The organism is Roseivirga seohaensis subsp. aquiponti (genome assembly GCF_001267955.1).
Taxonomy (GTDB): domain Bacteria; phylum Bacteroidota; class Bacteroidia; order Cytophagales; family Cyclobacteriaceae; genus Roseivirga; species Roseivirga seohaensis.
In genome coordinates this window covers 375524-395322 of sequence record NZ_JSVA01000004.1, presented here as the reverse complement: position 1 = coordinate 395322, position 19799 = coordinate 375524, and the positions used below count along the sequence as shown (strand labels likewise).

The following is a 19799-nucleotide window of genomic DNA, read 5'->3' as shown; positions in this document are numbered from 1 at the left end:
CGAAGCTTCGGAGTGAACCCGCACCACCTATAAGCCTTACGTGTTTATTGGTTCTAATTCCTTAATTCAAATGCTGATTATGATAGGCCTAAAAAACAAAAACCCCACAGTAATGTGAGGTTTTTGTACCAGAGGCGGCTCCGAAGCTTCGGAGTGAACCCGCACGACCAGATGGTCACAAGATTTTAAGTCTTGTTCTTTTCAGTCCCACACAGTCTCATACAGTCCTAAAATGTGTTCTAATGCTGTTTTTAGGACATTAAAGACTGAATGATTTTGGGTAAAACCGAAAAATGTTGTACCTATGTTGTACCTAGATTTTAGGTACAACATCATAACCATGGCATCGATCTGTCTAATACTTCGTAAAAAATCCAATAAACATGGAGAGTTTCCTATTGTTATAAGAATTACAAAGGACAGGAAATCATCTTTTGTCTACACAGGACAATATCTTCACCTAAAGGATTGGGATGAAAAACAAAAGAAAGTCAAAAAGTCGCACCCAAACTCTGTTCGCTTAAACAATCTGCTTCTAAGAAAACTATCCGAGGCAAATGACAATCTTCTGGAGTTAGAGAAGGGGCCAATATACAGTTCGGCAAAAACTATAAGGAAGCAATTGAAAGGAGAGTACGGGAATAAGTCTTTTTTCGTTTTAGCGGAATTATATTTAGATGAACTTGAACAGCAGGGCAAGTACAATAGGTTCTCTGCCGAAAGCCCAATGATTAAGCATTTTTTTGAATTTACTAAGGGAGATATAACATTTCAGGAGATTAGTGAGACACTTCTTAAAAGGTATCAGGCCTACCTTTCTGCCACTAGAAATATAACCAAGCGCACTGTTGTTAATCACCTTGTTCCAATTAGGACCATACTGAATAGAGCTATTCGTGATGGTTTAGTGGATAGAAAGTTCTATCCTTTTGGTAAAGGGAAAATTGTTATCAAGTTCCCGCAGAGCCTGAAGATTGGGTTGACCGAACAGGAAGTAAAGCTATTAGAAACGACCAATCTAAAGATGGAAAGCCCACAATGGCATGCAAGAAATGTTTGGCTCTTTTGTTTTTATCTAGCCGGTATGCGAGTGTCCGATGCCTTGCGGATGAAATGGGGAGACATTGCAAATGGTAGATTATATTATGCCATGGGAAAGAATGACAAAGCTGATTCATTGCTCTTGCCGCAAAAGGTATTGACAATTATTGAGGAATATCGGATCGATGGGTTGACCAGTTCAAATACACTGTTTCCCGAACTTCGAGACACTGATTTCGGAGACAAGGCATCATTGCAAAAGCAGATCAGAAATGCAGATAAAAAGTTTAATAAGCACCTTGGTTTGATTGCTGAACAGATAGGCTTAGAAAAGCCTTTGAAAATGCATATAGCTCGACACACTTTTGGGAATATTTCTGGTGACAGGATTCCGATTCAAATGCTTCAAAAATTATACAGGCATACTGCTGTAACAACTACCATAGGTTATCAGGCCAATTTTATACACAGGGAAACTGATGAGGCTTTAAACCAGGTGATCAATTTTTAGAAAAAATCGTTAGACTCATAACCCAAAGGTCACAGGTTCGAGTCCTGTTCCCGCTACAAAGAAACCCTCTGATTTTCAGAGGGTTTTGTCATTTTAAGCCTTTCCTGATCTACTCATTTCAACTTGTAAAAACAACTGTGGATTTTGAAGGTTATCAGATTTGGTTAAAAATCAGAAGCTTAAATATTCATATGAGTCATGCTCAAAGCTTGGTACCATTTCATCCGAGATTGTCAAGGAGCGATAGAGGATTACAATAAATCGTATGATAACTGGGTTGTGTTAGATGTTGATAGTGCCTTCCCCGACTTAAAGCTAATTCTATTAATAGTTGGTTTCCTTTTGTGAACTAGCTTGGATGGTTATGTGTTCGGTTTAGTATTGAATTAAAGGTTTATGATTAAAGATATTATAGAGTCCTTGACTGATGATAGCCTGTCACTGGTTGGCCCTCTTCTAAAAGTAAAAGTACTTGCATCCAGAATAAAGAACCGTGAGCTTTTGAATTGGGTGTCAAAAGAATTGAATGGATATAATATCAAAGATGAAGACTTGCCAACCTATAGAATTGCCAAGGCATCAGCAATCGGAGACCTTCGCCAAGGTTGGAATGAATCAATAGGGGTTACATTACCAATAATGATCTTTGGAGATAAATTTGCTAAAGCCCTTATTCAAATGCGTCTCTATCAGGGCGTGAAAGCATTAGAGGAAATAGCGAGTGGCAAATTTGGGGACACTATGGCTAAGAGTTACGGTGCTGATTTCTGCGCCTTTCTTACCAGTCAGGCGGCTGAGAATGGTCAGAATATTATAGTCGCTAATGCCAGAACGGTGTGCCAGATTTCAGAGGTAGTTCAATCTCTTTCATCAATTAGAAATCACCTTCTCGACCTCTTGTTAAAGTTGGAAGATGAGTTTCCAAGTTTAGAAGAAGAAATTACATCAAATGAGATTGATAAGTCTCAAGTTAACCAAGTCATTTATAAAGTTATGAACACATTTAACACCTCCGGTGATGGTAACATCATCAACACTGGAGACAAGAACACTATCAACGCAGAAGTCACCGTATATAAGGGAGAAGTAGATCAACTAAAATCTGAGTTGAGAAAGATCAATGTACCAGAAGAAGACATTGAGGAAATTGAGGCTATTGTTTTGTCTGAAGAACCGAATCTTGAAGAAAAAACCTTAGGACCAAAAGCCATAGGCTGGACTCAAAAGATGCTTGGCAAAGCCATGAATAAAACCTGGGATATTGCTACTGGTGTTGCGGCAGGATTGTTGACGCAAGCATTGAATGGTTTTTATGGTATTTAATTGAGTTCCTTTGTTTAAAGGAGGTTCGTATAACATTAAATTCTAAATCAATGGATATATAAATGTGTTGCCCAAAACACTGATTTTGGCATATTCGATTGGCTCTATACTTATATGATCCCTGACTGTATGCCAATTGCTCTCCAATGCCCAAAGTGGATGAGTAGATCTTATTTTGAGTGTTTGATACACTTTACGACATTTTCTTGGAATAGATTTCTCGATGTTTTCTTTAACAAGTAAAGTCAAGCGGAATTGAAGCTCAGTATGCGTTCCTAAACCGAGTCTTAAAGATCAAAAGAGACAGGTTCAAATAGTAGAACTAGAGAAGTTGAAATATTTGATTTTATCTTCCTATTTTACATGTTAATGTTACATCGTATTGTCCTTTTCAATTCGGCAATTTATGCCAAAGCAGATATTCTGATCAGTGATGCAAACTCCGTTCAGATAGTAGGCCCTAACAATATAGGGAAGAGCACCCTGATCTATGCTTTGAATTTCCTCTACATTATTGATGGCAATAAAATGGTATTTAGTGGCAAACGTAAAGGTGACCTCACCACTATTAACCACTACTTTCCTACGCTCAACAAAAGTTTTATTGTCTTCGAAATCTATAAAAGGAAGTATTACTGCATACTTATAAAAAAAAACACTGAGGGGAAGCTTGAATACTACAAGATTGATTCTACTTTTCAAGAAGCGCACTACATCAGGCAGCACGACAGTTCAGATGCTCTACTGAATTTTGATGAGATCATAGCCAATTTTACAACAAGTGGTGTGGACTGGAAAAAGTTTACCCATAAAAGGGAGGTATTCGGTTTTGTTTATCAAAAGGGGAAACGTAATGATGGGGTGGTGTGGATCAACGACCAAGTAACGCAGGATGCCGGTGGGTTGAGCAATAATTTTTCCATGATCTATCGTTACCTGATCAATCCTGAAATGATCGATAATCAAACCTTGAAAGAATCACTGATCATTGCCGACAACAGGGAAAATGAAAAGGTACAGTTTACTAGAAGGAACCAGCAGGACATAAAATACTTACTCAAGATCAACCATGAGCTTAAAGTGATCAAGAGCATAACAGGCGACTTTGAGAGCTTTAAAAAACTGGTAGATAACTACTGGGGTAAACGACAAATTCTGGCTGAGTTGCGATACGCCTTCGAGCAACGTTACATTTTAGATTACAGTCAATTAGAAGAGAAGCGAATAAGGGATAAGCAAGAGCATGAAAGACTAAAAAAGGAATTGACCGAGTATCTGAATCCCACTTTACAGCAGCATAGCAAAGATTTAGGCAAGCTTGAAACTGATTTGGGGTATAAATCAAAGGAACTATTAGAGCTTGAGTCGCAATTAGAGCGGATCAGGCAATATGAAGACAAACCTTTTCTGGAACAGATGCTGGAAAACCTGGATAAACAGCGTAGGGATATTGAGGGCAACATCACCTATTTGGAGAACCGGCAGCTTAAGCCGGAAGACCTGAAACACAAGATTACTAAGGCTGATGAAGAGATTGAGAGGCTATCCGCTCAAATTAACAACTATGCCAACCAACTGATCCATGCATTAGCCGACCAACAAGCAAATAAAGAAAAACTCAATGCCATTCTCTCCGACCGGATTACCGGAGCGTCCAAAGACCTTGTACAGCAAAAGATCACGAAAATAGAAGATGTAATGGCCATGTTTGACGGGAAGATTCGGTTGCCCTCAGATTTAAAGGCCAAACCGATACCTTCTTTAGACGAACTGAAAGCTAGGCACAAGGAGTTGGAGCAAGAACGCAAGACCAACAGGAAATTGCTACCCTTGGCTGAGGATATAGAAACCACGAATAAAAAGCTCAGGCAGATTCTGGATAAAATAGAGGAGGCTAATCGAAAAACTGGGGCTATAGATAAGCTGCCCGAACTCAAGATCCAACAGGAATTACTTCAAAAGCTAATGGACGAACTAAAAACGTCCAAAGAAGAAACGGAAAAAGCCATAAAACTTACTCAAGAAAAGATTGAGAGAGCAAATGATGCGGTGGAACTGTTAGCCGAAACCATTAGCAATACAACCAACCGAATTGGGACTATCCAGAACTGGAAACAGGAAGTGGAAGGTTTGGATACACCAGCCACAGAATACACCTCTGAAGACAATCTGGACACCCTGTACAAAAGAATAAAGACTACCGAAGCCGAACAGAACAAGCTGAGGGAAAGAAAGAACTCACTTTTCGCAGAATTGAAGAATAAAACCGAACGGACTGAAGCTGATGAGCAGGACTTTATACGGTATATGGATTCCGAAATTTTATCATTAAGGGACAAAGAAAAGAGCATTGAAGGATTGCTGAAAAGTATTTCAAACCAGTTTGCAGTACCCTGTAAAACCCTTTATCAACGATTTGAAGAGTTTAAAGCCTTTGTTGTTAATCAGTTCAATTCCAAACTGCGTAAGATTCGCATATCCGACATTGAAGGCTTGCATATTGAAATAACGGACAACGAGCGATTGATCGTAGATGTGATGAAGATCATGCGAATAACAGATATCACCAATGCTACTTTATTTGACGATCAGTCGGAAAACCTGAATACACTCAATGAATATTTGGACACTCAGAAGACCATAGCCTTTCCTGACCTTTTTGATATCAAGTTGCACCTCAATAGCAAAGGAGAGCACAAGGTGGTGGACTTAAAAAGTCAGATCGAATCAGATGGTACCAACCGTATGATCCGGCTGGTCATTATCCTCTCCATAATTAACCGTTTGGTGGTGGATGACGCTGACAACAAGGTTATTTTGTTCATTGACGAAATAGGTACGATTGACGAGGCTAACCGGTATGAAGTATTGAATTTTTGTAAAGAAAACGGTTTTGTCCCGATCTCAGCTGCCCCTTTGCATCCCTACGATGGTTTCGATAGGTATTATCTTATTCGTAATAGCTCTGGAAAACTGGTAGTGAGCGAAAAGAACGGTAATGTGATCACCGCTAAACGTACTTCCGTATGAAAGAAACGGATTATCATACCTATCATCGTCTTCTTATGGGAGAGGCCATATCCCACTCTGTGCTGCCTTCTCGTATAAAACACTCTTCCATTTTTAAGCAATTGCTTGAATCTGGCATTGTGGAAAAGACAAAGGTAGGTCGTGGTTTTTGTTTCATGGTTTCCGATACTATGAACTACCGTGATTTTTTCAGTACCACTTTCCCCGAAAAAGACACTTCTATAAGCAAGTCAGGAAATATTCGCCAATTCCGCGATTCCAAGGCCAGAAAGGTGGCTACAGAAGCGGTTTTCTTTCTAAGGGGATTTAGTGCAATCCGCTTAGAAGATCAAACCCTAGACTTAGGACACTACACTCAAAATTTTGGTTTGTTTGCGGTAAAATCACCCTCCTTAGAAACAAAAAAGATTTGCTTCGTAGAAAACCTGCATCCATTTTTGATGGCGGAAAACTTGTTAGGAAACGACTATGTGTATATCCACAAATATGGACGTATTGGGGCCAAAAGCATCAAGCCGTTTAAGCTAGGAGAAGCCCTGGTATTTGTAGATTATGATTTCAATGGCTTGGACGAATACCTCCGCATTAAATCGGTATTTCCACAAGCCCAGCTGTATATTCCAGAAAATTTTGAGACACTATTCGAGCGCTTCGCGAAAAGCCTGAAAGGGAATAAAGCTGTTGCATCGGCCCAAGTTAAAAGTTCTCTTCTTCCAGAGGTGGTCAAGATCAGGAATCTAGTAGAACGGCATCATCGGTTTTTAGAACAAGAAATCCTCTTCCATGATTAGAGCCGAACCCAAAAGCATCCTTGCCTTTCTGGTCAATCACTTCGACCTGATTGCCGAACTTTTTGATACCCAAATTAAAGACGATATCATTAGCCGGGGCAGTTTGCAAAGCATTCTCGAAAACTACGATAGCGCTATAGAGCCTCAACTTTACGAGTATAAGATACTTAGTGGTAAGGGTGAAGATTATGTGATCCACGATCCCTACTTTAAGCTTTTGGAGTTTGTACTACAACAGTTTAAACCATTGCTTCCCGAACAGATACAAAAGTACTACCACTCCATACGCAATCTCTTTCAAAAACTAAAACAAGATGCTTATACTACAGACAAAGAATTGACCATTGCTCGTATCGAGAAATTGTCAGAAGAGATTACAGCCTTCGTCAACAATGTAGTCTACAATACCCTGAGCCTACTCAAAGAGTCTCGTGCATTGAAGGCTAACACCCTTCAACTGGAATACCATGAGAAAGTGCGTAAAGCCAGATACTGGATCGAAAATTACATTCAACCGCTCAATACCATTCTGGACATCGATCATGCCCAGTCCATTTATAATGAATTGCTGAATATCTCACAGTATGCCAATACCCGAAGGCTCGATTATTCCCATGAAGGTCTTCGCAGGCAGTTTGAGCGCCTGTACCAGCAATTGAACGATGCGGAGAGGCAGATACAAGAAGAATCGATTTTGCTTACCAAAGAGCTTTTACCTCTACTAGACCGTATTAAAACCGAAAGTGAGATATTATCTGGAATGCATCTCTACCTGACCAATGGAGATTGTTATAAGAAGAAATACGACCCACCTCCACTATTCGTCACTGGTCGAGATCAGTTATATAATCCTCACATCCTGATCAAGACCCGTGAGTATTTTGACCTTTTTAAGGGCGAGGAAGAGGTGGTGATAGTGGAAGAAAGCAGCAGCCATACCTTTTGGTTTTTTGATCGGCAGGCCCATAAAGAGCGACTGGATACAGCCTTGCCGGTAATTGATTTTTTCAACTGGTGCCAAACGGCCTTTGAACAAAACCCGGACGACCTTTCCGTAGAAAACTATTTTCAGGTAACAGGACTGCTGTTTGAAGAAGGATACCGGGTAGATGTGCTCGATGCGAAAGCAGAGATACTACAGTTTTCTAATGGCACCAAGCTATCCATGCCACAGCTCAAAATTACTAAAACCAACTAAATGACTTATCCTGACCATCACCGTAAAATTGTTACTGCCTTAATGGAAGGAAAGTTCATCACTTCTTCCGAAACGCGGCTGTTTGATACCTTGCAGGAAGAAAGAGATTTTTACACTTCGTTTTTTGAAACTTCCTTCGGCTATGAGTTGGTCATTACCCAAGATTATGCCCACCTGATCTCTTCAGAAACCAATGAAAATACCTCCAGGGACATCAGTATCTTCTTTTCCATTCTGTGTTTTGAGCTAGACAAACATGGCAAGAATTTCTTGGACGAATTGAGCTACAATACCTTCGGCATGGCAGAAATTGCTGAGTATTTCAGGGATTCTTCTTGGTCGGAAGTAATCAAAGCCAATAAGTCATTAAACTCTGAAGAAAATCTGCAAACGTTTTTTAGAACCCTGGTCAAACGAAATATTGCAGTAAAAGAGTCCAGCGATGAGTATGTTTTCACCAAGGCCTATAAGCTGTTTACTGAGTTTGCGCGAGAGTTGATACAGAGAGAAATAAATGAAAATCAATCTGAGAAGAATAAGGATGAAAGATGAATTTGTAGGGTGTATTTTGAATGGTAATCAAGTCAACCAATGTCGGATATCAAACTGAAAATTTATCCGGCTCAAAACGGAGATAGCTTTTTGCTGAGTGCCGGAAACACTTACCTTCTCATTGATGGAGGATATGTAAACACGTATGAAAACTTTATTCTCCGGGATTTGAAATCTCTGGCTGATGCTGGAGAGGCTTTATCTCATGTAATTGTGACTCATATGGACCAGGATCACATATCCGGTTTACTCAAACTCTTTGAGCAGAATAAGGCAGAGGATTTTATCGGGATCGGAAACGTTTGGCACAATTCCTACCGCCATATAAATCCTGAACAAGAGGAAGAGAAAGCGATAGTGAAAAATGAAGAGCTAGAGGAGATAAAGGGAGGAGCATATCTAAAGAAAGTTTCTAGTGATGAAGAAACGCCTATAGGTGCGATACAAGGTTCTTCTCTGGCCGCATTTTTATTGGAGGGTAAATACCCTTGGAATGCCGAGTTTGGTGGACGGGCTGTAGCCACGGATAATGGGCAGCACATCCTCCTAACTGAGGATATACGTTTAACACTGCTTTCCCCTAATATTGAAAAACTAAGGAAGCTGGAAAGAGCATGGAGAAAAGAACTTATTAAAAAAGGGTATTTGAACGGATTATCAGAAACCGGGTATTATGATGATGCTTTTGAGTTTATGGTAGCCAAACACCGGGAAAGACCACGATACAGGGAGAAAAAAATTGCCAAAGCAACACCTGACATTGCGAACTTAGCCAGTCAATCTTTTTTGGAAGACACCACTGCTGCCAATGGTAGTTCAATGGCTTTCATCATTGAGTATAAAACCATCAAACTATTGTTTTTGGGAGATGCGCACCCGGGAATTGTAGCTGAAAATCTCAAATCACTTTACAAGCCCGAGGATTTTCCGGTAAGATTTGACCTGATCAAGACTTCTCATCACGGCAGTTGGGCTAATAATAGTCCGGAATTGTATAGTCTCATTGATTCACCCTCTTACGTTTTCTCTACAAATGGTCTGGGCCACAACCACCCTGACGATGAAACCATCGCCCATATTGTTTCGAGAAAAAGTGAGTACACCCGTAAACTGTTCTTTAACTATCCACTTGAAAAAGCCAAAGCCTTCGATGAATCCTCTTTAAGGGAGGAGTATAATTATGAAATTATTCAAGCCGATGGGGAAACCCCATTAGAAATAAGTTTTTGATGGAAAGTATAATAAGCACCCAACAATTAGAAAACTGCTCATTTCAAATAATATGCGGCACAGACCAAGGTACTGGTTTTCTGGTAGCAGAGCATCTTCTGTTGACCGCCAGGCACGTCATACTCGATTGTCTTGAGGAAAATGAAAACATAACAATAGGTGATGCGCAATACAGTCGGGATGATATTGTCAAAGAAGACAAGCACCTAGACTTGTGCCTGATTCGGTGGAAGAATAAGGCAGAAAAATATCTGCCCCTAACAAAGGCTAAACTCAGTTTTAATCAACCTTGCGCTCTATTTGGCTTTCCCTATGTAGAAAATAATCATGGGTTTCACCTAGGGACAAGAGTAAATAAAATAACTGTAGAAGCTCACTGGGACTTTTCCGTTAGCGATAGTGCCATCAATGAAGATATGAACTACGAAGGGCTCTCCGGGGGAGCAGTAGTTTCAAATGGCAGGGTCATAGGCATAAGCCTGATGCAACAAGGCAGATCAATTTTGGCCATCAGTGTAAGCAAGGCTTCGGAATGGTTGCAGGAAGCAGGAGTTCAGGTGAGTGACGAAGAGAGTTTAAACAAAGTCCCCGAGTCCTTGAAAGAACAAGTAAACACCTCCACCCCCAACTATGCAGTGATGGAAGCGTTGTCCAACAAACTGGGTAACCAAAGAGGATGGTTCTTGTGCTATGGTTCACCGGGAAGTGGAAAAACCACGCTGGTGGCCGCATTTAATGCAGACAACGATGACATAAAGGTATGCGGTCGATATTTCACGAAGGTGCCACAGGACAAACGGGGATCATTAAGCCGGACATCACAAAAAAGTCTGATCTCATGGATTGAAGATTCCGTTACGGAAGTGCTGGACATGCCGGTAGATGCTCTGGACAAAATTGAAGACCGGGTCGAAAGAATTCCGATCCTGTTAGATCATATATGTCGTCAGAACCCCAATATCAACCATACTTTTTTTATTGATGGATTGGATGAAGTGGACGATTTAGATTCATTCCTGGGAATTTTCCCCAATGACCTACCCCCCAACCTGTCCCTGGTCTTATCCTGTACGGCACAAGACATCCTTCCGAGTAATGTCAAGGAGAAATTATTGGAAGAAACTATTGTTGAGGTAACCCCTTTGGATATAGGTCAATGTGAAGTCTACATCAGGGAAGAGCTGCAAGGGAAGGAACTTACTACGGAAGCGATACAGCAAATAGCTCATAAATCAGAGGGGCATCCTCTCTATTTGCAATACCTGATCAATTTTCTTAAAACCAATCAGATCAATAAGGGTGAACTAGAGCATTGGGTAGAGGAGATCCCGGTCATTGGTGGAGAAATTAATAAATATTATGAAGCCATCTGGCAGAAGTTTTTTCAGGAAGAAGACAAGCTCTGGATTGTCCTGATCTTATCTCAGTTAAGAGGTACTATTGATCAGGAAACCATTACCAATATGCTTCCCGATGAGTATCGTTTGGGCTTTTATTCACACTTCGGGCCCATTAGTTACTTACTTAAGAAAGAGGCCCATTTAGAACTGTATCATGCTTCATTCAAGCAATTCATCACCTCTAAGGTGCCCGCGTTTATTCCATTAGCCAACGACTCAATATCCAGGTTTTGTGAGCAGCAAAAGGATCATCCATACACTGTAGATAACAAGTTGTATCATCTGACTTTGAGTAGTGATAAGCAACAAGCCGTAATACTTTGTGACCAGGAATGGGCTGATTTCAGCGCTACAAAACATGTTCATCCAGACCTCATTGTTCAGGATATAAAAAGGGTGATTACCATAGTGTTGGATCAAAAAAACAGCAATGAACTTATTCGCTTACTCCTGTTATTGCAGCGCATAGAGTTCAGGTACGAAAATGTTTTAGCTGAGAATGCCAAGCCAATGGCTGCTGCCCTGATCGCCATGGAAGAATATGGAGCTGCCATGAAATACCTGGTTCGCGGTAATAACCTCCTGATTGATGATGATGCCGTAATTGACTTCCTTCAGTTACTTTATGAAAATGAGGCGTTTGAAGAAGGAGACGTTTTGTTAAATGCTTTCAATACCCGTTACAGGCATTTTATTCAGGAAGAATTCCGAAACCCTGATGGTTTTTCCCTTGCTCCTTTCTACAAAAAAATATGTGCATCAACCCTTTCCATACTTTCGTTGGGTGAGAGAGGGATACAGGAGGTTGAACATACCTTTCGTTCTCTCAAGGATTTTCAGAACATGGCTGAGAAGCATAAAGAAATGGAAGCTTATCAGGCTCTGTATAGTACAAGAGAAATGGGAACTTCCTGGCACAATGGTTTTGCCATGCGCCTATTTGATGGATATGTGAATGTCAAAGAAAGATCAGAGATATCAGGAGCTGTTTTGGATAATAAATGGGCAAGAATCATTGCCTTATCTCTAATACACTTTGGAGAGCTTAATCGATACAATGTTGCCTATGTTGATCGCACAGACTCTTACTTTAAGAGTATTGAAGATCTGGAGTGGCTCATTGACAATCACGGTTACGATGTTGAGAACAAGACTCACCGTATTTTGATCCAAGCGCTTATGGGTGACAGTAAACGACTTGATATTATTGAACCATTAATTGAAAAGCATCTCCTTTCAGAGGCTTCCCAAACACTTGATATACGAGAGGATAATGGAGTTGATTTGAATTATAAGTCTTTACACTCTTCGTATTTCAATGCCATTTGTAGAGGTTACAATATGGCAATTGACCAATTACCCAAATTGCCGGAGCGCTATTCAAGGCTTTCCAATTGGGAGCAATACTATAAAGAACTAATAGAGCATCTGGGTTTGCTCGAAGGGATGCTAAATAGGAAAAAAGTGTTTGAGGAAGATTATAGTGAGTTATTGGAGCACCTGAGCAATCTGTTAGAACTCAATGAGCTGAAGCTGGAAGAACGATCTCATTTGGAAAGGAGCTATTTGATTCCGGAGGATTTGGTTCCTTTCATTTTCATGAAAATAGCAAAGCTCTTCACCTCATTTTTTCGTGAATCCATTGATACATTAAGCAGTTTTATAGAGCAAGGTAGTAAAGATCAATTAGGCGTATTTACCGAAGGATATAGAGAAACACTTGTTTCGGTCATTGAAGAGTTGATTAAATATGAGGAAGCTGATCCTCAAACGCTTTCACTGATCGAATTACTCGAAGAGCACATCGTAAAGCACGTTCAAAACCGATGGGAAAGAACTCCCGGATTGATCCGGGTGGTAGAGTTCTATGGTTTGATAAATAAAAAAGAGCGAGCTAAGTCCGCTTTTCAGGAGATGCTCAAGACATCTATGGGGCCGTCCTGGTATAAAGAAGCACAGATGCAACTACTCAATGCCACCATGAGACTAAAGTCTGATCAAATCAGTTCTGCTGATTATTCCTGGAAGTTTGCATCCCTGTTGGACTATGCCTCCGGGGAGATGACCTTTCAGCGATCTATTCGCAATGAGAAAGAAAGTTTTGTTGGAGATTTAATTGCCAAAGGCTATCTGGATAAGGCTATTGAATACCTGAAATTTGAAACCATTCCTCCCGCTCCAGTGATCATTCAGAATGCTGAGTACTTTACCGTTGATGCCAAATCCTTAGGGAATGGTTATGCATTGGGGGCAAGAAATATCACCATTCAGAATGCAGTTTTGAAAATACTTAAAGAATGTCAAGATTTGTCACCTTACATCAAAGTTGGTCTATGCAGTATCTTCACGGTCAATGATGATGTTTTTAGGTATGTAGATGATTTTGCCAAATACATTGCAGAAGCTTTAAACCATATTGAAGATCCCGATCACCGTTTGCAGATTTTTGATCTGATTATTGATATCATTGAGGCAGATGAGATGAAGGATGAAAGGGCACGGTATGTTAGTCTGCTGATGTCAAATTTGAAAAGCAATATATATGAGGAGTTAAAGAAGGCTGTAATGGCCAAAAAAAGCTGGGATTTCCCGGATAAAGATGAAGAGCCCGAGCCTGATATTGAAAAAGCAGGAGATCCAAAAACCGACAGCTTTGATGAATTCAACGAACTATGTGAAAGCAATTCAAGAAGAATATCAAAGGATCAATTAATCCAACAAGGTACTGAGGCATTCGCCAAAGAACGTATTAGTATCTGGTACGGAAACTGGTCAAAATCACATACCAGAGCCAAAGAGAACCTAAGAGTATTATTAGAAAACGCGGAAGAAGTAGTGGAAAAACTGGCTACATCCGTTCAAAATACGGGTGTAGAAGCCTGGACAGTAGTGGACGACCTCCTATGGTTCCTGGACGGCAAGATGACCCAGGATCAGGTTGATAAGATTTATGAAGACATTACTGACCATTTTGAGCTACTTATTAGGCCGGAGGATTTTGTTTATCAAAAATACGATTGGATCAAGTCTTATGAGAATGGAGCTTCTACTAACCATCAAGTAATCAGGTTTATCCTTTGGTTGCTTAGTCACCCATTAGATTGGGTCCACAACGGTGCTTCAAAAGCTATTCAGTTTTTGAAGCATTGTATCCCGGATAATATAATAGTTTTGTTAGTGGAGGAGAGTATTTCAAAAAAGCCATCGGCATTATCAGAAAAAAGTGCTGCACTTCTTTTGGATATCGTCCAAAATATACCGAACAAACTTCGGATAGTATTGGAAGACAACCCTGACTGGATCAGCGCAATAGCCGAAGTGCAACACTTCACTATTTTTAAGCATTACCTTGAAATGGGAAAATTATTAAGTGCAGAAGGCTATAATGATCTTGGGGATAAGCTGAACAGTCCATTGCCTGAGTCCATTGCTGGACAGCGTGAGGTAGCGTTCGATGATCAAATGTTGACACCTGTTCAGGAAGAAATTGATGAATTAAATGATATGAAAATCCTCGATCGGGAATTTTGTGAAAGTATGCTGACCTCAATAGAGAAAGCCTGTGGATCAATGCCCTGGCAGGATATATTAAAGGCGGATAAGTACCTAAAGAGGAGCTATCATGAAGCTCAATATACTTATGAGGGCAACTATCATGAATTATTAAAATATGCTTTGAATCAGTCCATAATGCCGCGTGTGGCAAAAAACAACGTAGATCAGATTTTTGAAATTATCAACCCTGCCTGAAAATGTTTGAACCCAAAGGATACCATATCAAAAGCAGAAAAGAGTTTGAAAGAAATTTGAATACTACTGCTGAGCTTTCTCGGAGAGGTAAAGTGCAAATTGGCATTCAGGCCAAAAAATCTGTAGATAGCCTTGTGAAGGTAAGGTCTCTGCCCAATAAGAGAATTGATTTGTCTACTGTAAATGAATTGGTAAGAGCTTTTACAAATTTAATGGTTGGAATGAATAATAGAGCTAATTCAGAAGATGATGAAACCTGAAACAGGTATGCCCACCCCTTCTACCCGAAAGGAGTTTGAACAGAATGTTGGGGTATTGTATGAAGATATGCTAAAGGCCTTTGACTCTAAGAATCGCGATTTGATTCGGAATAAAGTATGGTCAACCGGTCAGCATTTGGAGAAGGTGAAAGTACTTCCAAACGGAAGGCTTCATTTAAGTACAATTGATGAAAGAATCCGGCTTCAATCCAACATGATGGATTGGATGAAACGGATGCCTCCACCGGATATAAGTAGTGAATCTTCGTAAATTCAATAATGATGAAGAATGCACTACTGAGTTATGCTTTCCCCAATTGATGTGCCTTCACTACCGCTTTCTTAAGTCCACCCAAATCCAAATGGGAGTTAGTGTTCTTACGATAGAATTTATAGAAGTGGGTACTGACCAGAAAATGCCTTAAAGAAGGTTTCTCTATTCGTTTTACCGCAGCATAGCCAGTGGAAACCACTAAGGGTTTACCTACATAGGTTTTAAAACCTTCGAAGACACCTGTTTCCTTTTTAACAAATTGCGCAAACTGGTTCAGTACTTTCCGGTCTTTCTCTGTTAGCTGATAGATACTGTTTTCAGAATCTGAACTCTTAACCTAGATCAGCATAATATGCCAGTAACCATTTCTGCGTGCCACCGCCATTACATCGGCCGGGCTTTGACTACCTGGGGAGATAAATGCAGCATAGCTGGGAGTTAAAGCCTCCACTTTTCTTTTAATATATTCTTCAGCCTTATCTCCGTATGTTCTGTTAGCCAGTCCCGCCAAACCATGCTCAGACAAAAGGGTTGTTTTCTCCGCTCTCCATTTGCTTACTATGTGTTTTACAAAGTCTTCGAAATCTTTCATAAAATCTCAAATTGGGATGGTTTTGCCAAATAATACAAAAAAGGCTGTCAAGACTCGATTCTGAACTCTTATTCTACCTAATATAATAATTAATAAGATGGCGCTGCTCATTTGATTCTCAACCAATCGATTATTAGTGGTAAAAATGTTTTATGGCTTTGGATCTTTCAGACATACAACCTTTCGTAGACTGAGCCCCTGTTTTATTAAGGCCAATAAGGTTCAAATGAAATTGCCAAGGTCAAATACCTCTTTTCACATTATATGCCTACATATTGCCTACATCTTCTTCAAATTCATTTTATTTCAATCAGTTATTTCAAGAATCAGTCCAATCCATCATCGGGGCAACGGAAATATGCTTGTGCTTGGAGTTTCCCGCTAAAGCGCTTGAATACTGGGGTTTTTGAGCCATTTTGATCTTATCCGTTTTCATACATTTTCACACATTTTAGTACATTTTCTTGACAATTTGCCTACATATTGCCTACAGTAGGCAATGTAATAACCGCTAATTGAGGAAGGAAAATTAGCTAGTGCCGTACTTTAGTGTTTCTCCTCGAAATGGTAAATATTGTTGTCAGGTTAGATGGATTCAACCCGAAAGTGGTGAGCGTAAATCCAAAAACAAGACCTTCAAAAATAAGGCTTCTGCTAAAGCATGGGGAAAGCTTCAAGAAGATTTGATTGAAAAAAGCATTTCTCAAGGTCAAGACTTCTCAAACATTCACACATCATTATTGCTTCTTAGAGACCTATTGGAAAAATATCTATCTGATGAACACGTAAGTATGGGGCGTTCTAAAAGATACTCTTTGGAAGCAATCAAGGAATTTGATATAGCGAATACAAAGCTCTCTAACCTTAAACCAAAGCATATTGTGGACTTCTGCAAGGAAAGAAAATCGGGTGGTGCATCGCCAGCTACCATTGCTTGCGATATAAGTCATATTAGAGCCGTTTTGAGATCGGCAAAGGCGCTCTATGAAATCGATGTTAATACCTCGTCAATCGTTGAAGCTATGCCAACCTTAAGGATTCTGGGATTGATTGGGAAGTCAAATATAAGAACAAGAAGGCCATCAAATACCGAGCTTCAAAAGCTCAAAAAAGGATTAGTTGAAAGGCAGGATCATACCTATTCAACTATTCCCTTTACTGACATTCTGGACTTCTCCATTCTCTCATGTATGAGAATATCTGAAGTATGTTCGATTGTATGGGAAGACTTGAATGTTGAAGAAAGCTGGGTTTGGGTACGCAATCGAAAAGACCCTAGAAAGAAAATTGGCAATCATATGAAAGTACCACTTTTAGGAGATGCTCTTAAGATCGTGCTGAGACAGAAAAGAAATAAAAAGGATAATAGAATTTTTGCTTATAACCCTCGCTCAGTAACGGCTGGATTTCAGAGAGTTAGGAATGAACTTAAAATCCCAGATTTGCGATACCATGATTTGAGGAGAGAAGGGGCATCAAGACTGTTTGAATTAGGATATTCTGTTGATCAGGTAGCGCAGGTCACTGGTCATAAGGATTTAAACACTTTGTGGCGAATTTATACAGACCTCAATCCAGATCGTTTCATTGAGAAATAGTACCGACCCATTCTCTTTTTGCTTCACTAGAGTTTTTTTCAATAAAGGAAGCCAAGTCTTGGATATTTATCATCCAAGGTAATTTTTGAGATTTACCTAGCCTGAATGCTGGGACGGGCAGGGTTCCGGATTTAGCTTTTTGTTTTGCCGTGTTTTTACTACACCCAAAATACGCCTCGCATATTTTTTCAAGAGGAACAATTGGAGATTCGTACTTCATTAGGAGCATTAATTCTGTCTTGTTCATCTTTTACCCTATCTTAAGTTAGATAGGATCATATTCCTATATAGTCTCTTTGTCAACATATCTGCTGAGACGTTTTTCAAAAAATGAACTCAGTCTTTATTCGATCGACAAGAATTGAGTCTTGTAGGTTTCTTAGAGAGTCTATAAAGACAAGTCACACTTGATTCTTCTGTTTTTCTCGGAACCATAATCCTAGAGGTTTTAATTAATCAAGACTTTGTTCTGTAATTGCTCTACTTCACGCCTATCGTTTCTAAGTCCTAGAAATCTAAGTGACTGCGGTGAAGAATAAGTAGTTTAATAGATAATGTATGCTAAACAAATTGAATTAATAATTATTTTTATTTCAATAAATTATTCTCATTATTAATTCATATGAAATTAACAATAATTAGACCTTCAAGAAGAAAGCAAAGCTCTAAATATATTGTCCGAATAGCGGCTATCATGTTGCTACTTTTCTTTCTATGTATTGGTCTCTGGTGGTTGATTCCAATACAGCTATTAATGTATTTGTTTTGGAGAAAAATTCAAAAAACCGATAAAAGACTCTATTCACTAGCGTTGACTTTATTCTTTTCAATTCTGGCCCTATTAATAAGAATTTTTGCTGTTGGTTTTTATTATGTCCCATCAGCCTCAATGGAAAACGCAATATTGCCAGGTGACATTATTTTGGTTAGTAAACTTAACTACGGCCCTAAATTACCCGATTTTATTCCAGGAGATTATAGATTAAATGGGACTCAAGATATCAAATCTGGAGATATAGTCTCATTACTTGCTCCAAGGGATCAGATTGTTTTAATAAAGCGTTGTATAGGATCTCCTGGGGACACTCTTGAAGTTAAAGGAGGGTATGCATATGTTAATGAGAAATTGACTCCTGAATCATCACTCATCAAGTTGCCATACAGCCTTACATTTAAAACAAAAGATGATGCGAGGACTATAACAGACCAGTATGAATTTCTAAGAGGGGAAACTATAGCATTTAAAAACGAATTATATGTGGTTAAAGCCTTGCTTACAGGAGAACAAGCCGAACAACTGAAGGTTGCTTTTTTACATCGACCAATTGAGCTTCAAAGAGAAATGAGTACTAAAGAAAGCTATAGAATAGCTAGCCCTGACCGAAAATCATGGTCAGAAGACTTCTATGGACCTGTTATTGTACCAAAAAAGGGTATGGAGTTTTTAATTGATAATGATTTCTTTGAGCTATATACCAACCTTCTTAGACAATTTGAAGGAGTTAATTTAATAAAAAGGGATGGCCTCTTTTTTATCGACCATAATGAGACTCTCTCATATTCATTCAAGAACAACTACTTTTTTGTCTTAGGAGACAATAGAAATTTTTCCGAGGATTCTCGTCATTGGGGAATGATACCAGAAAAAAACATTACAGCTAAAGTCATGGTGGTATTATTCAACAGCGATCATAATGCGGATTCAAATCGAATATTTAGGACTGTTCAGTAGTCACATTAATGCCAATCGGAATTCATTATTCGTGTTTTATAGTTATTTGAAATCACAAAATTCAAACTAGTGATCATATTGTATCTATATCTATTAACTATATGTGTTCACTTTAATGAATGGATACTGTTCATCATATAGTTTAATTTTTTATATATAAATTTTTGGTTTTTGATAAAACATAGATAACTTAATGGTGAATTTTAAATTTTTAATCATGAAAAAGAAAAAATTCCTTCTACCAGCTCTCGCATTTTTTGCGATATTGCTTATCAACTTTGGAGCAATAAACTTCAATGGCCAGAATAGTAATGATGGCAACTTGTTTATGGCTAACGCTCATGCGAATGTGAATCCAAAGGATTGTTATGACCAGGTTGAAAGAAACCACGGGGATCCTATAATCGACCCCGTTATTGCTTGTGACTTATCAGGATATCCTTCCTGTCTCACGGTCAATGATGCAACATTTGCAGATGGACTTAATCATTGTTAACTATTATTTACTTTAAAAGAC

15 protein-coding genes are annotated in these 19799 nt (G+C 39.2%); 13 read left to right on the top strand and 2 right to left on the bottom strand.

Features of this window, described 5'->3' with window-relative positions; translation table 11 throughout:
• The first annotated feature begins 340 nt into the window (after positions 1-340).
• From OB69_RS04135 to OB69_RS04090, 10 genes are all read left to right on the top strand, one after another.
• A complete protein-coding gene (locus OB69_RS04135; protein ID WP_053222442.1) occupies positions 341-1552 on the top strand; it encodes a site-specific integrase in 1212 nt (403 codons plus the stop codon).
• A 396-nt stretch (positions 1553-1948) separates the two neighbouring features.
• On the top strand, positions 1949-2875 hold the full coding sequence (locus tag OB69_RS04130) for an AbiTii domain-containing protein (RefSeq protein ID WP_053222418.1): 927 nt from the start codon (positions 1949-1951) through the stop codon (positions 2873-2875).
• A gap of 369 nt (positions 2876-3244) precedes the next feature.
• Positions 3245-5905, top strand: a complete 2661-nt coding sequence (locus OB69_RS04125) for a coiled-coil domain-containing protein (protein WP_053222417.1) — start codon at positions 3245-3247, stop codon at positions 5903-5905.
• On the top strand, positions 5902-6696 hold the full coding sequence (locus tag OB69_RS04120; protein ID WP_053222416.1) for a hypothetical protein: 795 nt from the start codon (positions 5902-5904) through the stop codon (positions 6694-6696). Before OB69_RS04125 ends, OB69_RS04120 begins: the two co-directional genes overlap by 4 nt.
• Complete coding sequence (locus OB69_RS04115; protein WP_053222415.1) at positions 6689-7894, top strand: hypothetical protein; 1206 nt, start codon at positions 6689-6691, stop codon at positions 7892-7894. Before OB69_RS04120 ends, OB69_RS04115 begins: the two co-directional genes overlap by 8 nt.
• Positions 7895-8446, top strand: coding sequence for a condensin complex protein MksE (locus tag OB69_RS04110; RefSeq protein WP_053222414.1), 552 nt, complete (start codon positions 7895-7897; stop codon positions 8444-8446). It begins immediately after the preceding gene.
• Between the two features lie 39 nt (positions 8447-8485).
• Complete coding sequence (avs1a, locus tag OB69_RS04105; RefSeq protein WP_053222413.1) at positions 8486-9676, top strand: AVAST type 1 anti-phage system MBL fold metallo-hydrolase Avs1a; 1191 nt, start codon at positions 8486-8488, stop codon at positions 9674-9676.
• Positions 9676-14826 carry a S1 family peptidase gene (locus OB69_RS04100; protein WP_053222412.1) on the top strand — a complete coding sequence of 1717 codons (5151 nt, stop codon included), beginning with the start codon at positions 9676-9678 and terminating at the stop codon, positions 14824-14826. Before avs1a ends, OB69_RS04100 begins: the two co-directional genes overlap by 1 nt.
• A gap of 2 nt (positions 14827-14828) precedes the next feature.
• The gene (avs1c, locus tag OB69_RS04095) at positions 14829-15086 is read left to right on the top strand and encodes an AVAST type 1 anti-phage system protein Avs1c (RefSeq protein WP_053222411.1); all 258 of its coding nucleotides are present in this window, start codon (positions 14829-14831) and stop codon (positions 15084-15086) included.
• Complete coding sequence (locus OB69_RS04090; protein ID WP_053222410.1) at positions 15073-15357, top strand: hypothetical protein; 285 nt, start codon at positions 15073-15075, stop codon at positions 15355-15357. The genes avs1c and OB69_RS04090 overlap by 14 nt, the downstream gene beginning before the upstream one ends.
• A 340-nt stretch (positions 15358-15697) precedes the next feature.
• Here the strand turns inward: OB69_RS04090 and OB69_RS04085 are convergent, their stop codons facing one another.
• Entirely contained in the window at positions 15698-15952 is a 255-nt protein-coding gene (locus OB69_RS04085) for a hypothetical protein (protein WP_053222409.1), read from the bottom strand.
• Positions 15953-16488: 536 nt separating this feature from the next.
• On the opposite strand from OB69_RS04085, the gene OB69_RS04080 reads away from it, so the two are divergent.
• Positions 16489-17550, top strand: a complete 1062-nt coding sequence (locus tag OB69_RS04080) for a tyrosine-type recombinase/integrase (protein WP_053222408.1) — start codon at positions 16489-16491, stop codon at positions 17548-17550.
• On the opposite strand, the gene OB69_RS04075 is transcribed toward OB69_RS04080, so the two are convergent.
• A complete protein-coding gene (locus OB69_RS04075; RefSeq protein ID WP_053222407.1) occupies positions 17537-17797 on the bottom strand; it encodes a pyocin activator PrtN family protein in 261 nt (86 codons plus the stop codon). The genes OB69_RS04080 and OB69_RS04075 overlap by 14 nt on opposite strands.
• Positions 17798-18172: 375 nt before the next feature.
• On the opposite strand from OB69_RS04075, the gene lepB reads away from it, so the two are divergent.
• Together lepB and OB69_RS04065 are read left to right on the top strand one after the other, a co-directional pair.
• Positions 18173-19282, top strand: coding sequence for a signal peptidase I (gene lepB / locus OB69_RS04070; RefSeq protein ID WP_053222406.1), 1110 nt, complete (start codon positions 18173-18175; stop codon positions 19280-19282).
• Positions 19283-19499: 217 nt separating this feature from the next.
• Entirely contained in the window at positions 19500-19778 is a 279-nt protein-coding gene (locus OB69_RS04065; protein ID WP_157608486.1) for a hypothetical protein, read from the top strand.
• Positions 19779-19799 lie beyond the last annotated feature (21 nt).

What these genes read in the sequence shown, in the direction of transcription:
- OB69_RS04065 (WP_157608486.1), top strand. Translation starts at nt 19,500, where the DNA reads ATGAAAAAGAAAAAATTCCTTCTACCAGCTCTCGCATTTTTTGCGATA.
- OB69_RS04120 (WP_053222416.1), top strand. Translation starts at nt 5,902, where the DNA reads ATGAAAGAAACGGATTATCATACCTATCATCGTCTTCTTATGGGAGAG.
- OB69_RS04100 (WP_053222412.1), top strand. Translation starts at nt 9,676, where the DNA reads ATGGAAAGTATAATAAGCACCCAACAATTAGAAAACTGCTCATTTCAA.
- OB69_RS04135 (WP_053222442.1), top strand. Translation starts at nt 341, where the DNA reads ATGGCATCGATCTGTCTAATACTTCGTAAAAAATCCAATAAACATGGA.
- avs1a (WP_053222413.1), top strand. Translation starts at nt 8,486, where the DNA reads ATGTCGGATATCAAACTGAAAATTTATCCGGCTCAAAACGGAGATAGC.
- OB69_RS04125 (WP_053222417.1), top strand. Translation starts at nt 3,245, where the DNA reads ATGTTACATCGTATTGTCCTTTTCAATTCGGCAATTTATGCCAAAGCA.
- OB69_RS04090 (WP_053222410.1), top strand. Translation starts at nt 15,073, where the DNA reads ATGATGAAACCTGAAACAGGTATGCCCACCCCTTCTACCCGAAAGGAG.
- OB69_RS04115 (WP_053222415.1), top strand. Translation starts at nt 6,689, where the DNA reads ATGATTAGAGCCGAACCCAAAAGCATCCTTGCCTTTCTGGTCAATCAC.
- OB69_RS04085 (WP_053222409.1), bottom strand. Translation starts at nt 15,952, where the DNA reads ATGAAAGATTTCGAAGACTTTGTAAAACACATAGTAAGCAAATGGAGA.
- lepB (WP_053222406.1), top strand. Translation starts at nt 18,173, where the DNA reads ATGAAATTAACAATAATTAGACCTTCAAGAAGAAAGCAAAGCTCTAAA.
- OB69_RS04130 (WP_053222418.1), top strand. Translation starts at nt 1,949, where the DNA reads ATGATTAAAGATATTATAGAGTCCTTGACTGATGATAGCCTGTCACTG.
- OB69_RS04110 (WP_053222414.1), top strand. Translation starts at nt 7,895, where the DNA reads ATGACTTATCCTGACCATCACCGTAAAATTGTTACTGCCTTAATGGAA.
- OB69_RS04075 (WP_053222407.1), bottom strand. Translation starts at nt 17,797, where the DNA reads ATGAACAAGACAGAATTAATGCTCCTAATGAAGTACGAATCTCCAATT.
- avs1c (WP_053222411.1), top strand. Translation starts at nt 14,829, where the DNA reads ATGTTTGAACCCAAAGGATACCATATCAAAAGCAGAAAAGAGTTTGAA.